At 72.1% G+C, this 13,771-nt stretch carries 13 protein-coding genes; 1 reads left to right on the plus strand and 12 read right to left on the minus strand.

Annotated elements, in window-relative coordinates; all coding sequences use genetic code 11:
* From ACFZBT_RS29210 to ACFZBT_RS29225, 4 genes are all read right to left on the minus strand, one after another.
* A partial coding sequence (locus tag ACFZBT_RS29210) for a hypothetical protein (RefSeq protein ID WP_391109540.1) occupies positions 1 to 242 on the minus strand: 242 nt, incomplete at its 3' end.
* A gap of 105 nt (positions 243 to 347) precedes the next feature.
* Positions 348 to 1,499 carry a uroporphyrinogen-III synthase gene (locus ACFZBT_RS29215; protein WP_391109718.1) on the minus strand — a complete coding sequence of 384 codons (1,152 nt, stop codon included), beginning with the start codon at positions 1,497 to 1,499 and terminating at the stop codon, positions 348 to 350.
* 116 nt (positions 1,500 to 1,615) lie between these two features.
* Positions 1,616 to 3,001, minus strand: a complete 1,386-nt coding sequence (locus ACFZBT_RS29220; RefSeq protein ID WP_391109543.1) for a NarK family nitrate/nitrite MFS transporter — start codon at positions 2,999 to 3,001, stop codon at positions 1,616 to 1,618.
* Between the two features lie 153 nt (positions 3,002 to 3,154).
* Entirely contained in the window at positions 3,155 to 4,099 is a 945-nt protein-coding gene (locus ACFZBT_RS29225; protein ID WP_391109545.1) for a hypothetical protein, read from the minus strand.
* A 124-nt stretch (positions 4,100 to 4,223) separates the two neighbouring features.
* Here ACFZBT_RS29225 and ACFZBT_RS29230 point away from each other — a divergent pair, with 124 nt between their 5' ends.
* Positions 4,224 to 4,775 (plus strand): hypothetical protein, encoded by a 552-nt coding sequence (locus ACFZBT_RS29230; protein ID WP_391109548.1) that lies wholly within the window; start codon positions 4,224 to 4,226, stop codon positions 4,773 to 4,775.
* Here the strand turns inward: ACFZBT_RS29230 and ACFZBT_RS29235 are convergent.
* The 8 genes from ACFZBT_RS29235 to ACFZBT_RS29270 all read right to left on the minus strand — a co-directional run bounded on the left by ACFZBT_RS29235 (position 4,758) and on the right by ACFZBT_RS29270 (position 13,612).
* Positions 4,758 to 5,348, minus strand: coding sequence for a hypothetical protein (locus ACFZBT_RS29235; protein ID WP_391109551.1), 591 nt, complete (start codon positions 5,346 to 5,348; stop codon positions 4,758 to 4,760). The genes ACFZBT_RS29230 and ACFZBT_RS29235 overlap by 18 nt on opposite strands.
* Positions 5,349 to 5,356: 8 nt before the next feature.
* Positions 5,357 to 6,748, minus strand: coding sequence for a putative T7SS-secreted protein (locus tag ACFZBT_RS29240; protein WP_391109554.1), 1,392 nt, complete (start codon positions 6,746 to 6,748; stop codon positions 5,357 to 5,359).
* Positions 6,745 to 7,050 (minus strand): hypothetical protein, encoded by a 306-nt coding sequence (locus ACFZBT_RS29245; RefSeq protein ID WP_391109556.1) that lies wholly within the window; start codon positions 7,048 to 7,050, stop codon positions 6,745 to 6,747. Before ACFZBT_RS29245 ends, ACFZBT_RS29240 begins: the two co-directional genes overlap by 4 nt.
* Positions 7,047 to 7,676: a hypothetical protein gene (locus tag ACFZBT_RS29250; protein ID WP_391109558.1), complete on the minus strand. Its 630-nt coding sequence runs from the start codon at positions 7,674 to 7,676 to the stop codon at positions 7,047 to 7,049. Before ACFZBT_RS29250 ends, ACFZBT_RS29245 begins: the two co-directional genes overlap by 4 nt.
* A gap of 243 nt (positions 7,677 to 7,919) precedes the next feature.
* Complete coding sequence (locus tag ACFZBT_RS29255; protein WP_391109561.1) at positions 7,920 to 9,131, minus strand: acyltransferase family protein; 1,212 nt, start codon at positions 9,129 to 9,131, stop codon at positions 7,920 to 7,922.
* On the minus strand, positions 9,128 to 11,320 hold the full coding sequence (locus tag ACFZBT_RS29260) for a glycosyltransferase (protein ID WP_391109564.1): 2,193 nt from the start codon (positions 11,318 to 11,320) through the stop codon (positions 9,128 to 9,130). The genes ACFZBT_RS29255 and ACFZBT_RS29260 overlap by 4 nt, the downstream gene beginning before the upstream one ends.
* 133 nt (positions 11,321 to 11,453) lie before the next feature.
* A complete protein-coding gene (locus ACFZBT_RS29265; protein WP_391109567.1) occupies positions 11,454 to 12,428 on the minus strand; it encodes a hypothetical protein in 975 nt (324 codons plus the stop codon).
* Between the two features lie 218 nt (positions 12,429 to 12,646).
* Positions 12,647 to 13,612 carry a LysR family transcriptional regulator gene (locus ACFZBT_RS29270; RefSeq protein WP_391109570.1) on the minus strand — a complete coding sequence of 322 codons (966 nt, stop codon included), beginning with the start codon at positions 13,610 to 13,612 and terminating at the stop codon, positions 12,647 to 12,649.
* Between the last annotated feature and the right edge of the window lie 159 nt (positions 13,613 to 13,771).

Genomic DNA, 13,771 nt, shown 5'->3' on the forward strand with positions numbered 1-13,771 from the left:
GCGACCAGCCACGACGCGCCCGCACCCGAGGTCGACGACGCACCCCCACGGCGCTCGCGCACCGACCCGAGCGGCGCGTGCCGCACGTGCGGCTCACCAACGCCCTCCAGCCCGGCCCGCCAGCACGCACCCGTCCCCAGGGGCGCGGGGAACTGCGCGACCAGCCACGACGCGCCCGCACCCGAGGTCGACGACGCACCCCCACGGCGCTCGCGCACCGACCCGAGCGGCGCGTGCCGCACGTGCGGCTCATCAGCCAGTGCCCCGGGGCGGCGCCTCCCAGCCCGGTAGGCCGGAGAGACGGCGTGTGCCTCGATGGCGACTTCTCGCCCGACCCCGGGGCGGCCTCACACGTCCGCGTACTTCGTCTCCGCTGCCGGGTCCAGGGCCAGGCGGTAACCCCGTTTGACCACCGTCTGGATCAGTTTCGGGGCGCCGAGGGCCGTGCGGAGGCGGGCCATGGCCGTCTCGACGGCGTGTTCGTCGCGGCCGGCGCCGGGCAGGGCACGTAGCAGGTCCGCGCGGGCGACGACCCAGCCGGGGCGGCGGGAGAGGGCACGCAGGAGGGCCATGCCGGCGGGCGGTACGGGCTTGAGGTCGCCGTCGACCAGGACGGCGTGGCCACGGATCTCCACCCGGTGCCCGGCGATCGGCAGCGAGCGCGCCCGCGAGGGCAGCTCCTGGCAGAGGAGCTGGACGAGCGGCCCGAGCCGGAAGCGTTCGGGCTGGACCGTGTCGATGCCGTGGCCCTGCAGCGGCAGCGCGGTGACCGGGCCGACACAGGCCGGCAGGACGTCGTGGCCGAGCGCCGCCAGCACCTCGGGAAGCAGTCCGCGTTCCTCCGCCCGGGAGAGGAGGGAGGCCGCGGCGGGAGCGCTGGTGAAGGTCAGCGCGTCGACGCCGCGGGACACCGTAGCGTCCAGGAGACGGTCGACCGGCCCGATGTCCTCCGGCGGCATCCACCGGTACACGGGCACCCCGACGACCTCGGCACCACCCGCCCGCAGCGACTCCACGAACCCGGGCAGCGGCTCACCGTGCAGCTGGATCGCGATCCGCAGACCGTCGACGCCCTCCTCCAGCAGCCGGTCGAGCACCTCGGCCATGGACTCCGACGACGGCGACCACTCCTCCGTGAGCCCGGCGGCCCGGACCGCGCCCTTGACCTTGGGCCCGCGCGCCATGATCCGTACGCCGCCCAGCCGCGCCAGCAGGTCCTCCCCCAGACCCCAGCCGTCCGCCGCCTCGACCCAGCCCCGGAACCCGATCGCGGTCGTCGCCACGACGATGTCCGGCACCTGGTGGATGATCTCCTTCGTCGCGGCCAGCAGCTCGCTGTCGTCGGCGAGCGGCACGATCCGCAGGGCGGGGGCATGCAGGACGGTGGCGCCGCGCCGCTGGAGCAGCGCGCCCAGCTCCTCGGCCCGGCGCGCGGCCGTGACGCCCACGGTGAATCCCGCCAGTGGGCCGTGTTCCGGTCGCTGTTGTTCCTCGTGCATGCTCTCGTCCCGCATTCGAGTCGTCGTACTCCATGGGTTCGGCGTACGTGTACGCCGAAGGAGCCTGTCAACGGCTCGTGACAGGCTCGGTTCGGCTTGATGTCCGCGGTGTTACTTCACACCTTGGCGTAGCTGAGCTGCGGCTTCGCTTCCGAGGTCGCCGTGGTGACGGGTACCCGCGGAGTCGTACGCCGAAGGTATACGGCCCAGGTGATCCCGAAGCAGACCGCGTAGAAGGCGAGGAAGGCGACGAACGCGCCGGTGCCGGAACCGTAGGAGAGGAAGGACTGGCGGAAGGCGAGGTTGATACCGACACCGCCGAGCGCGCCCACCGCGCCGATGAGTCCCATGGAGGCTCCGGAGAGCCGCCGCCCGTATGCCGCGGCCTCTTCCCCCTCCAGCCCCTTGGCCAGGGCCTTGTTCTGGAAGATGCCCGGGATCATCTTGAACGTCGAGCCGTTGCCGAGACCGCTCAGCACGAAGAGCACCACGAACGCCCCGGTGAACAGCGCCAGCGACTTCTCCATGGAGGCACCGATCAGGACCGCCGTGGCGACGCCCATGGCGACGTAGTTCCACAGGCTGATCTTCGCGCCGCCGTACTTGTCGGCCATCCAGCCGCCCAGAGGCCGGATCAGCGAGCCGAGGAGCGGACCGATGAAGGTGACGTACGCCGCCTCCAGCGGGGTGCGTCCGAACTGGTTCTGCAGGACCTGCCCGAAGGCGAAGCTGTATCCGATGAACGACCCGAACGTGCCGATGTAGAGGAAGGACATGATCCACGTGTGGGCGTCACGCGCGGCGTCCTTGGCGGCGCCGGTGTCGTTCTTGACGTTCTCCAGGTTGTCCATGAAGAGCGCGGCCATGACGGCGGCCACGAGGATGAGCGGAATGTAGATCCCGAGCAGCACGCGCGGCCCGCCGCCCGCGCCGATGATCGCGAGCGCGGCCAGCTGGATCACCGGCACGCCGATGTTGCCGCCGCCCGCGTTCAGGCCGAGGGCCCAGCCCTTCTTCCGCAGCGGGAAGAAGGCGTTGATGTTGGTCATGGAGGAGGCGAAGTTGCCGCCGCCGATACCGGCGAGCAGGCCGACGAGCAGGAACGTGGAGAAGGAGGTGCCCGGCTCCATCACCGCGAAGGCGGCGCAGGTCGGGATCAGCAGGAGGGCCGCGGAGATGATCGTCCAGTTCCGCCCGCCGAAGATCGCCACGGCGAAGGTGTAGGGGACGCGGACGACCGCGCCGACCAGCGTGACCATCGAGGTCAGCATGAACTTGTCGGCCGGGGTCAGCCCGTATTCCGGGCCCATGAAGAGCACCAGCACGGACCACAGGGTCCAGATCGAAAAGCCGATGTGCTCCGACAGAACCGAGAAGAAGAGGTTGCGGCGGGCGACCTTCTCCCCGGTCTCGTTCCAGAAGGTCTCGTTCTCCGGATCCCAGTGCCGGATCCAGCGTCCGCCCCTGCTCGGGGGTACGGGTGCCGTGCCAGGGCCTGTCATGACGCCTCCACTTGCTCCGGGACTCGGTCTTACTACGAGTGGCTGATTCCGAAGGTAGGGAGGGCGCGTTTCGTGACTGTGCCGTCGAGTGACCTCGAGGGAACTTTGCTCTCACCCCGGGCCCGGGCGGGATGAGAGGTTCGGCGGCTTGTGTCAGCGTTGCGGGTGCTGCCAGTGGGGGTTCTGCGGCGCGTAGGGGCCGGGCTGCTGCGGCGGATACGGCGCGGCAGGGGGCTGCGCCCCGTACGGACCGGGCCCGGGCGCGGGCTGCGGCGGGTAGGGGCCCGGGGCGGGCTGGGCGTACGGGCCCGGGGCGGGTGCCTGCCCAGGCTGCTGATGTCCGTACCCTCCAGGCGCCTGCCCCGGCTGCTGCTGATGTCCGTAACCCGCGGGCGCCTGCCCTGGCGCACCCTGCCCAGGCACTCCACCGGCCTGCCCCGGCGCACCGCCGTAAGGCCCGCCACCGTACGGCCCGCCGCCGAAGGGGTTGCCATGCCCGGGCAGCTGCGCCCCCGGCGGGAGGTAGCGCATCCGGCCGTTCTCGTCCGTCACCGGCATGAAGCCGGCCGCCTGCAGCCGGGCGGCGAACTTCGCGTTGCGCTTGCGGGTGACCAGGAGGCCGATGCCGAAGACCGCCATGAAGAGCAGCCAGATCACGCCCGCGGCGATGAAGGCGAAGGCGTCCCCTCCGGTGCGGAAGGCGAGGATCACGCAGCCGGCGGTGAGGCCGAGGGCCGCCCAGCCCATGCGCTTCTCGGCGCTCTTGCCGGTGAGGTCGAAGTTGATGCGGGCCTTGAGGAGCTCGAAGGCGTCGGGCACGAGCGGCGGCAGGGAGACACCGTCGGCGGCGTTCGGATACTGCGCCCAGTTCTGCGCGGCCCGGGACCGGGCGTGCGGGCTGGGGTCGGGCAGGATCAGCATCGTGAGCGCGCCGTTGCGGCCGCTGCTCTGCCGGACGTCCGCGTACTCGTAGCCGAACTGCTGGGCGACGAAGGCCAGCCGGGCCAGCTTCTTCACGGACGCCATCGGGCTGGTGAGCTCGACCGGCTCCCCGCTCGCCATCAACCGCAGCATCTTCTGTGTCTGCCGCTTACTCATCCCACCGCTCCCCCGGGCCACTTTGTTCACAAGCGCAACCCGGGCAGTTTTCCATACCGGGAAGGACCACCGGAACGGGGTCCCGTTATCCTCATGCGGACCCCACCCAGGAAGGGGAGAGTCCATGTCCGCTGAGTCCGGGGCCGAACGGCCCGAGACGCGGCGTCCGCGGCGCTCCGCCGCCTCGAGCGCCGCCTTCGCAGCCGGAGTGCTCCTCGTGCTGGCCACGGCGACGCTCGGCGCGTTCGCGGCCGTGACGCTGCTGGGCCGGGCGGTGGACGCGGCCCCGCTGTCGGCCATGGTGCCCGACGACGGGAACAACGCCCTGATCGTGGGAGGCATCGCGGTCGGCGGTCTGACCGGGCTGATGCTGCCGGTGATCCTCTTCGGCATGGTGCGGGGCAACGAGGAGACGCCCCGGGTCACTCCCGCGGCCGCCGCCCGCAAGTCGCTGGCCATCCTGGTGTTCGACGTCCTGCTGCTGGTCGTGTCGGTGCTCGTCGCCCAGCTGGGCTGGTTCCTCCCGACTCAGCTCACCACGGTCGTGGCCGTGTTCGCGGTCGGGTTCAGCTGGATGCCGCTCGCGATGGTGCCCTGGGAGCGGCTGGGGCTCGGCGACGGGTTCGGCAAGCTCCGCGGCCCGTCCGGTCCGTCCACGTCACACCAGGCGCAGTGACTCCGCCAGCTCGTCGGCGACCTTGACGAGCTCGGCCCCGAGCCCCAGGGACGTCCACAGCACCCGGCACTCCAACGCCGTCGGGTGCCTGCGCGGCAGGACGTAGTGGGCGACGCCCTCCACGACCGTGCCGCTGTCCGCGTCCGGGTCCGTCGGCTCCTGGCGGTGCACGCGCAGGGCCGCTCCCAGGGGCAGCTCGACCTCGGTGAGCACCGGGCCGTCCCCGAAGTACGGCCCCTCCGCGCGCTCCAGCTCGGCCCGGAGGGCGGCCGGGGTGCGGGACTCCGGCGGGACGTTCAGCTCCCGCACCGTGCAACTCGCCACGACCGGCCCGTCCTGGGGCGCCAGGACCGCCGCGCACAGGGCGCCCTGCCGTACGGCCGCGGCCCAGTACCAGAGCAGGTCCGTCGCGAACGCCTCACGCCACGGCTCGGGCGCCTCCTCGCCGAGGTGCTGCCCGGCGAGTGTGCGCGCCCAGGTCTCGGGGTCCTCGCTGTGGAGGTCAAGGACCAGCCAGTTCTGGTGGGCGGGCAGGTCGACCCGGCACTCCCGCCACTCCCCCGGGTTGGTCATGGCGGTGCTCACACCCCGGCCAGCGACGCGTCGGAGCCGGTGACATCGGGCTGCGGGTCGCCGCCGAACAGTCCGACGAAGCTGTTGGTGTCGGAGGCCGCGCCCGTCCCGGTGCCGCCGAGGCCCACCGCGTTGTAGGCCATGGCCTGCTTGAACGCGTCGGGCGTGCCGATGAAGGCCAGGTCCGCCGGGTCGATGTTCTTGATGCGGGAGAGTTCGTCGACCATGCCGGGACCGGCGTACATGCTGGCCAGACCGCGTGGACCGGCTGCCTGGTAGGCGTCACGGGCCGCGGAGAGGTTGTCGCCGACCTTGAACAGGTCGCGCCAGTTGCCGCGGATGGACGCCAGATCGTCCGCGAAGGAGCTCGGCAGGCCGCGGAAGGCCGCCCTCAGACCCACGTCGGGCAGGGCCGCCCCGGGGCGCGCTCCGGCCCGGGCCCCGACCATCGACTCGACGAGCGCACGGCGCGCCGCCGAGTTCATGCCCGGGTTCCAGCCGCGCACGTACTGCGTGGCCGCCGTCCAGACGCGACTGCGGCCGACCGTGGCGGCGGCCTTGGCGCCCGCGGAGAAGACGCGGCCGATGCCGAACGTGGCGAGGCCGAGCACGTCGATCGCCACGTCGCCCCAGGAGCCGTCGCCGTTGATGGCGAGCAGCACATGGCAGACCAGTGAGATCGCGGTCATCACCAGGGCGATGGTGCCGAGGACGCCGGCCAGGGCCTGTCCGATGACGGGGATCCAGCCGACGAGCAGCGACAGCACCCCGCAGACGGCGGCGATGGCCCCGGTGATGTCGCTGACGATCTTCAGGGTGTCGCGCAGGTCGTCCAGCCAGCCGTCGTTGAGGCCGTCGCCCTCGGTGGTGTCGTGGATGCGCTTGGCGGCCTTGTCGCCGGCCTCCTTGTGACGCGTCTTCAGCTTGCCGAGCTGCCCGCGCAGCCCGTCGATGCCCTCCTGGAGGTCGCTGACGGCCTTGTCGAGCTTGTCCTGGCCGGCGTCGTCGGTGCCCTTGGGCGGGTTCTCGGCCTTGGACTTCGCCGTGGAAAGGGTGCTCTGCTTCGTCTCGGCCTGGGTGAGGAGGGCGTCCGCCTCGCCCTGGATCGTCTCCAGTTCTGTGGAGTAGTCCTTGAGGGCTACCCCCGCGTCGGAGTAGCGGTCATGGGCCTTGCTGACGGTCTTGGCCGTCTCGGTCGCCTTCTCGGCGAAGGCGCGGCCGGCCTCGGAGTCCCAGCTCTCCAGGTTGCCGATGCGGCGCAGGGCGTCGGCGGTCTTGGTGATGGTGGAGGCGGTGGCGGTGAAGCGGCGGGCGAGGGCCTTCATGTCGTGGACGTCGCCGGGCACCGGGTCGCCGCTCTCGCCCAGCACCTCCCACCGGTGGTCGGCGGGGCGCGTCACTTCTTCTTCCCCTTCTTGCCCGTGAGCGCGTCGTACAGCGCGGTGTCGAGCTCGGTGTAGGCCTTGCCGGCCTCCTTGGCGATGGTGCCGAGGCCCTGGATCTCCTCGATCATCTTCTTGCGGTTGTCGTCCCAGCCGTCGGAGAACTCCTGGAGCCGGTCGTGCAGCGTCTGGTGGCCGACGGTGCGCCGGTCGTAGGCGTCCATGAGCTTGTCGAGCCCCTCCAGCTCGGTCGCCACCGTCCGCAGTCCGGTTCCGGCCGTGTCGAGATCCTGCGTCGAGACCCTGAGCCTCTTGCTCACTCCCGCTCCTCCCCCGTCGGTTCCTCGTCGCGGTGCTGCCAGCGCAAGGTTCCGGCCACCGCGTCGAACAACTCCACCATGGCGTCCGCGATCGGCTCCAGCGGTGTGCTGAAGGTGAGCATCAGCACCTCGTCGCGGTCCGGGACCGGAACGAAGTACTCGACGACGGTGTCCGCGAACTCGGAGCCCAGCTTCCGCGAGTGCTTCGTCCGCTCCTGCCGCCGCACCCGGGCCACGCGTCCCACGGCGGGCAGCGACTCCAGCGTGACCTCGCCGGTGCCGGCCAGGGAGGCGACCACGTCGAGGCCGTCGAACCTCTCCTGGATGCGGGAGACCAGCAGGGAGGCCGACAGCGGGATGCCGCCGGCCTCCAGGAACGACAGGTACAGCACGACACCGCCCTGGCCGACCGCGGTCTCGGCCGTGCCGAGCAGCTGTTCCTCGGCCTTGCGGCGCAGCACGGGCTGGTCGTCGACGCCCGTGAACTGCCGCTTGATCAGCGCCTCGACGGACGCCTCGCGGCGGTCGGCGGGCAGCAGCGGGACGCGGTACCAGTCCTCGGGCGTGATCAGCCCGAAGACCGGTGCGCGCGGCCCGGCCGGTTCTGGCGTCGGGGCTTGTGTCACTGGCGTTCTCTCGTATGCGGCCGGAAAGGAACCCTCGCCGAGGGCCTCATCGTCCGCCCCCGCCGATGCCGGGCCAGTTTAGGGGTCCTTTCACTATGCCCGCCCGGGTCGCGCGGCCTGGCACCGCACCTCGCCGCGTTGCCGGAGAGCCCTCGTAGCTCCGCTACGAGGGCTCTCCGGCGCCTTGCGATGCACGGCACCAGACCACGCGACCTGATCGGGCGCTCATAGTGAAAGGACCCCTTAGCCGCCACGTGCCGAGCGCCTCCGGCTCCCGCGAACCCTCACCCGAGGCTCACTTTTCGGCCACAACCGGGGTCGCTGCTTCGCCGCCAGGTCCTCCACCCAGCCGAACGCCAGCACACAGCCGCCGAGCAGCACCCAGACCAGGACCAGCACCGGCCAGACGCTCTCCAGCAGCCCGGGCACGTTCTGCTCCAGCACGGGGAAGCCCCACAGCCGGTCCCACAGGGTCGCGGCGATCAGGATGCAGGTGTTGTGCCACAGGTAGATCGTCACGGCACGGGAGTTGAGCAGGGTGATCGCCCCGGCCCAGCGGCGCAGCCGGCGCGGCCACTCGGACCAGGACGGGCTGATGTGCAGCAGCAGGAACACCGTGCCGAAGGACCACAGGGCCTGCGCCAGGGGCATGCTGTCCAGGTCGTTGCCGGTGCCGAAGTCGTGGCGCAGGGCGTACCAGAGGCCGGCCAGGGCGATGACGGGTGCCACCGACGGGACGATGTAGCGCGGCAGTCGCTTGAGGACGCCCTCCTGGTGGGCCATGCCGAGGATCCAGCAGGCGCCGAAGGTGGAGAAGTCGGTGAGCGCCGAGGGGAACCGCTCGCCGGGCAGCACGAGGTAGCTGTGCTCGAAGGCGACCGCCAGGGCGATCGGCGCCAGGAGCGTGACCACCGGCAGGGCGCGCAGGGCCTTCAGGAGCAGCGGGGACAGCAGGACGAACCAGAGGTAGGCGCGGATGTACCAGAGCGGGCCGGCGAGTTCGGCGGCCCAGTCCTCGCCGATGAAACCGTGGACGCCGGGCAGTCCCTCGGCGTACGGCGGGTCGCTGAGCGGGACGATCCAGAAGGTGAGGTGGAGCCACCACCAGCCGGGATGGCCGTCGGCGTCCGGACCCCAGCCCTGGAGGACCATGCCCGTGACGCCGACGACGCCCAGCAGCCACAGCGGAGGCAGCAGCCGCCGCAGCCGGCCGCGGATCACCTGGACGGGCGGGCGCTTGAGCGAGCGGGCCATCAGGTTGCCGGCGAGGGCGAACATCACGCCCATCGACGGGAACACCAGCGGCAGCCAGGCCCAGCCCGTCAGGTGGTACAGCACGACGCGGAACAGTGCGAGGGCGCGCAGCAGGTCGAAGTACCGGTCGCGGACGGGGCCGGTGGAGCCGGTCCGCTCCTTCTCCGGGGCAGGGGCGACGGCTTCGGGGTGCGTGGTCACCCGGCCTGCCTCCCGCCCACCGGCTGCTGGGGCGTGCCGCTGCCCGGCCCGGGCAGACCGACCGCGCCGGTGCGCCGCAGCTTCTGCCAGCGCAGCCGGCCGCCGGTGAGGGCGGTGATCCAGGACTGGAGCAGCACGACGTACATGAGCTGGCGGTAGAGGAGTTGCTGGAGCGGGAGCGAGATCAGGTGGGTCATGCGTTCCTTGTCGAGGTGGAACGCGTAGGCCGCGCACACGCCCTGCACCGCGAGGACGCCCAGCCAGGCGCCGATGGTCTTCTCCGTCGGGCCGAACACCAGCCCGTACAGCAGGAACACGTCGATGAGCGGGGCCAGCAGCGGCGCCACGACCATGAACAGCGACACCAGCGGCATGCCCACGCGCCCGAAGCGGCCCGAGTGCCCGCTCTCCACGAGGGACCGGCGGTGCTTCCAGATCGCCTGCATCGTGCCGTACGACCAGCGGTAGCGCTGGGACCAGAGCTGCTGGACGGACTCGGGGGCCTCGGTCCAGGCGAGGGCCTTCTCCGCGTATACGACGTGCCAGCCGTCGCGGTGCATGGCCAGGGTGATGTCGGTGTCCTCGGCGAGCGTGTCGTCGCTCATGCCGCCGACGCGTTCCAGCGCGCTGCGCCGGAACGCCCCCACCGCGCCGGGGATGGTCGGCATGCAGCGCAGCACGTCGTACATGCGCCGGTCGAGGTTGAAGCCCATCACGTACTCGATGTGCTGCCAGGCGCCGATCAGCGAGTCCCGGTTGCCGACCTTGGCGTTGCCCGCGACGGCGCCCACGCGCGGGTCGCCGAAGGGCTGCACGAGTTCGCGGACGGTGGCCGGTTCGAAGACGGTGTCGCCGTCCATCATCACGATGAGGTCGTACTTCGCGTTGGCGATGCCCCGGTTGAGCGCGGCGGGCTTGCCCGCGTTCAGCTGGCGGATGACGCGGACGCCGGGCAGGCCGAGGTTCTCGACGATGCGCGCGGTGCCGTCACTCGACCCGTCGTCGATGACCAGCACCTCGATGGGGTGGTCGCTCGCGACGAGGGACCGGACGGTCTGCTCGATGCACTTGGCCTCGTTGTAGGCGGGCACGAGCACGGACACCGGTTCCGTGACGGTCTCGCCCCAGCGGAAGCCGCGGCGGCGGACGCGGCGGGCGTGCGCGACGGAGAGGATCAGCATCAGTCCGAGCCGGGCGAAGACCAGCACGCCGACGACGGCGAGCCCGGCGACGAGCACGCCGGTCGTCTTCTCGGAGGCCTGGACGAGGAAGACCCAGGCGTCGCCCTTCAGCGCGTCGAGCCCGGTGACCGGGGTGTGCGCGCTGGGGGCGTCGAGGGCGGCGGTCAGGGTGTCGAAGCGGTAGCCCTCGCCCTTGAGCCCGGAGATGAACCGGTCGAGCGCGGCGACGGTCTGGGAGCGGTCGCCGCCGGAGTCGTGCATCAGCACGATGGCGCCGTCGCCGTTCTTCGGCGTGGCGTTGCGGATGATCTGGTCGACACCGGGCCTGCGCCAGTCCTGGCTGTCGGTGTCGTTGACGATGGTGATGTAGCCCTTGCTGCCGATGTACTCGGTCACCGGCCAGGACTTGTTGTCCATGAGGTGCGAGTACGACGAGTAGGGCGGGCGGAAGAGCGAGGTGCGGATGCCCGCCGCTCCGGCCAGCGCGAGCTGGCTCTGCGACAGCTCCCAGTCGACCCGGCTCTTGCTCTGCAGGGCGAGGTCCGGGTGGTTGAAGGTGTGCAGCCCGATCTCATGGCCCTCGTCGACCATGCGCTGGACGAGGTCCGGGTAACGGGAGGCCATGGTGCCGGTGACGAAGAAGACGGCGTGGGCGTCGTGCTTCTTCAGCATGTCGAGGACCTTGGGCGTCCACACGGGGTCCGGCCCGTCGTCGAAGGTCAGCACCAGCTCCCGGTCCGGGAGTTCCAGCGCGGTCGGCTTCTCCTCCCGGGTGTCAATGACGGGCCCGCCCTCCAGGATCTCCTTCGGGACCTGGTCGCTCGACGCGGGCGGCCCGACGCGGTGGTCGGCGAGGATCTCGCTGTGCACGTAGCCGCGCAGCATGAGCATCGCCATCAGGGCGACGAGGAGAAGCACGGGCAGCAGCAGGCGCATGGGCAGACGGCGGCGCCTGGAGCCGCCACGGGCTCGGGACGCGCGCCCGGAACGGCGGGTACGGGATGCCATGGGTGGTGGTACTCCGGGTGGTGCGGGGAGCGGGTGGTACGGCAGCGCCCTGAAGGGACGCGGGGAACCGCGCGGCCGGCCACGACGGCGCCGCCGACGAACGGCGGCACGCCGTGGCACCTTCGCGGAGCGTTCAGGCGGCGGGCTGGTCGGCTGCGGGCGGCTCGGCCGCGGGCTGGTCGGCAACGGGTGACTGCGCGACCGGCTGGGTGGTGGCCGGCCCGTCGGCGACCGTGCCGGTGCCGGTCGTCTCGGTCGGCAGGGGCGTGGGTTCACCAGGCGGCGACGGCTCGGTCACCGGCGTGCTCGGCGGGTCCGCCGGCTTGCTCGGGGTCGGATCGGTGCCGCCGGTACCCGGGGTCGGTGCGGTCCGGGGCGCGGTAGGCGAGGGCTTGGCGGTCGTACCGGAACGGCCGGGGGCCGCGGGGGCCACGGGGGCCACGGGGTCGTCGTCGGCGCTCGCACCGGGCGCGGGTGCCGTGCCCTCGACGGTCGTCGGCGTGCTGCCCGGGGCGGTGGTGCCGGTGCCGTCGGCCGGTGCCGAGCGCTCGGGCACCGGCGGGGTGTCGACCTGCCCGGCCGGCGGGGCCTTCTTCTGGCCGGGCACGGGCAGCCAGGGCGCCTGGGAGTTGCCCGACATCAGGGTGGCGACGATGACGACCGCGTAGACCCCGCAGGCCAGCGCGACGGCCATGCCGATCCGGCGGAAGCGGCGGCTGCGGCGGCCTGACTCGTCGACGAAGACGGGCGAGTCTGCGGCCTCGGAGCCCGCGCCGGGGCCTTCCTTGACCTGCCGTACGAACCCGTCCCCGAGCTGGACGGCGTCGAGTTGGACGGTGACCTCGTGCGGGTCGTGGCTGTGCCCGGCCGGGTCGTCGGTCTCCCCGGTGGGCTCCTCCGGCTCCTGCCAGGGGTCGCGGACGGCGGGCCGGGCGCCGACGTCCGGGACGGACGAGTCGAACTCGCCCTCGCTCTGCCGGGGGATGCCGCGCAGTATCTCCGTCCCGGCGGGCAGCCGGTGGGCGGTCCCCTGGAGGTCGCTCCCGGCGAAGTGCTGTGTGGCTCTGCGGTCCCGGACTCTGCCGTCCGCAGGGAGTTCATCGGTCACCACAGCGGCCTCGGGCCACTCGGGTTGGGCGTCTTCTCGCCACTTTTCCACGCGCACGCACTTCCCCCCACGGGATGGTTCAGGTGCGCTTACGACCTGAGCACCCGCCGTCGGACCGGGCCCCCTCGCCCGTCCGAGCGCCCCCCATTACCACACCGTGCTCAGGCGTTGAATGTAGCGCACGCGGAGGTTCGGTGTGGACCGCGTACCGAATCGTGTCAGTCGCGAGACGCCATGCGGACATCGCCCTCGGCCGGAATCCAGGCCCCTGCGGGCCTGTCCAGCCACCCCTCCTCCGCCGCGAGCCGGGCCGCCGCCCGGCGCAGCGCGTCGAACGCGGGGTGGGTCAGGCCCCTGCGCCACACCAGCGACACGGGAGACAGCGGAACGGGATCGACCAGGGGCCGCGACACCGTCGACGGCGGGACCGGGAACCCCACGACGGCCAGGACCGGGTTGCGTGTTCTGGCCATGATCCGCTGGAACTCCTCCTCGCCCACGGCCAGCGGCGCGGGTGGCGCGATCTCGATGCCCCGTCCCTCGAACAGCTGCCGCGCGAGACCGGTCCACTCCGGTGTGCGCGGGTTGCCGGCCCCCGCGTAGACGGTCTCGCCGGCCAGCTCGGCGAGCGGCACCGTCTCCAGCGCGGCCAGCCGGTGGTCCTCGGGCAGCACGACCGCCATCGGCTCGTACCGCACGGGCTGATGGTCGAGCCCGGCCCGCAGCGCCGGGTCCAGCCCCTCGAACCGTCCGAACGACGCGTCCAGCCGCCCGGCGAGCAACTCCCCGGCGGCTCCGGTCAGGCCGCTCTCGTAGCGCGCCATCAGCTCCTGCCCGGGAGCGAGTTCGCGCGCCCGGTGCAGCACGCGGCGCGGTGTGACCAGGCCCGGGGAGTTGAGGTCGACCAGCAGGGGCCGGGCCTGGTCGAAGGCGGCGAGCAGCTCGTCCTGCGCACGCAGCACGCGACGGGCGTACGGCAGCAGCCGTTCTCCCTCGGGTGTGAGCGTCACCTGCCGGGTTGTCCGCACGAACAGCTCGGCGCCCAGCTCCCGCTCCAGCCGCCGCACATCCCGGCTGAGCGCCTGCTGCGCCACATGCAGACGCGTCGCGGCACGCGTGAAGTGCAGCTCCTCGGCGACGGTGACGAAGCCACGCAACAGCCGGGGGTCGAGGTGGGCGGGCATGCGGTGAACCTACAGCGGGGAGCGGCGGGGCGACGCCGCTCTCCGACAGCACGGGACCCAGGTCGGCGCCCTGGCCGACAGCACGGGACCGCCGCAGCACCGCCGCCCGACAGCACGGAACCCACGCGACACCGCCCGACAGCCCGAGCGCTCAAGCGA

It is taken from the genome of Streptomyces sp. NPDC008137 (assembly GCF_042957035.1).
Taxonomy (GTDB): domain Bacteria; phylum Actinomycetota; class Actinomycetes; order Streptomycetales; family Streptomycetaceae; genus Streptomyces.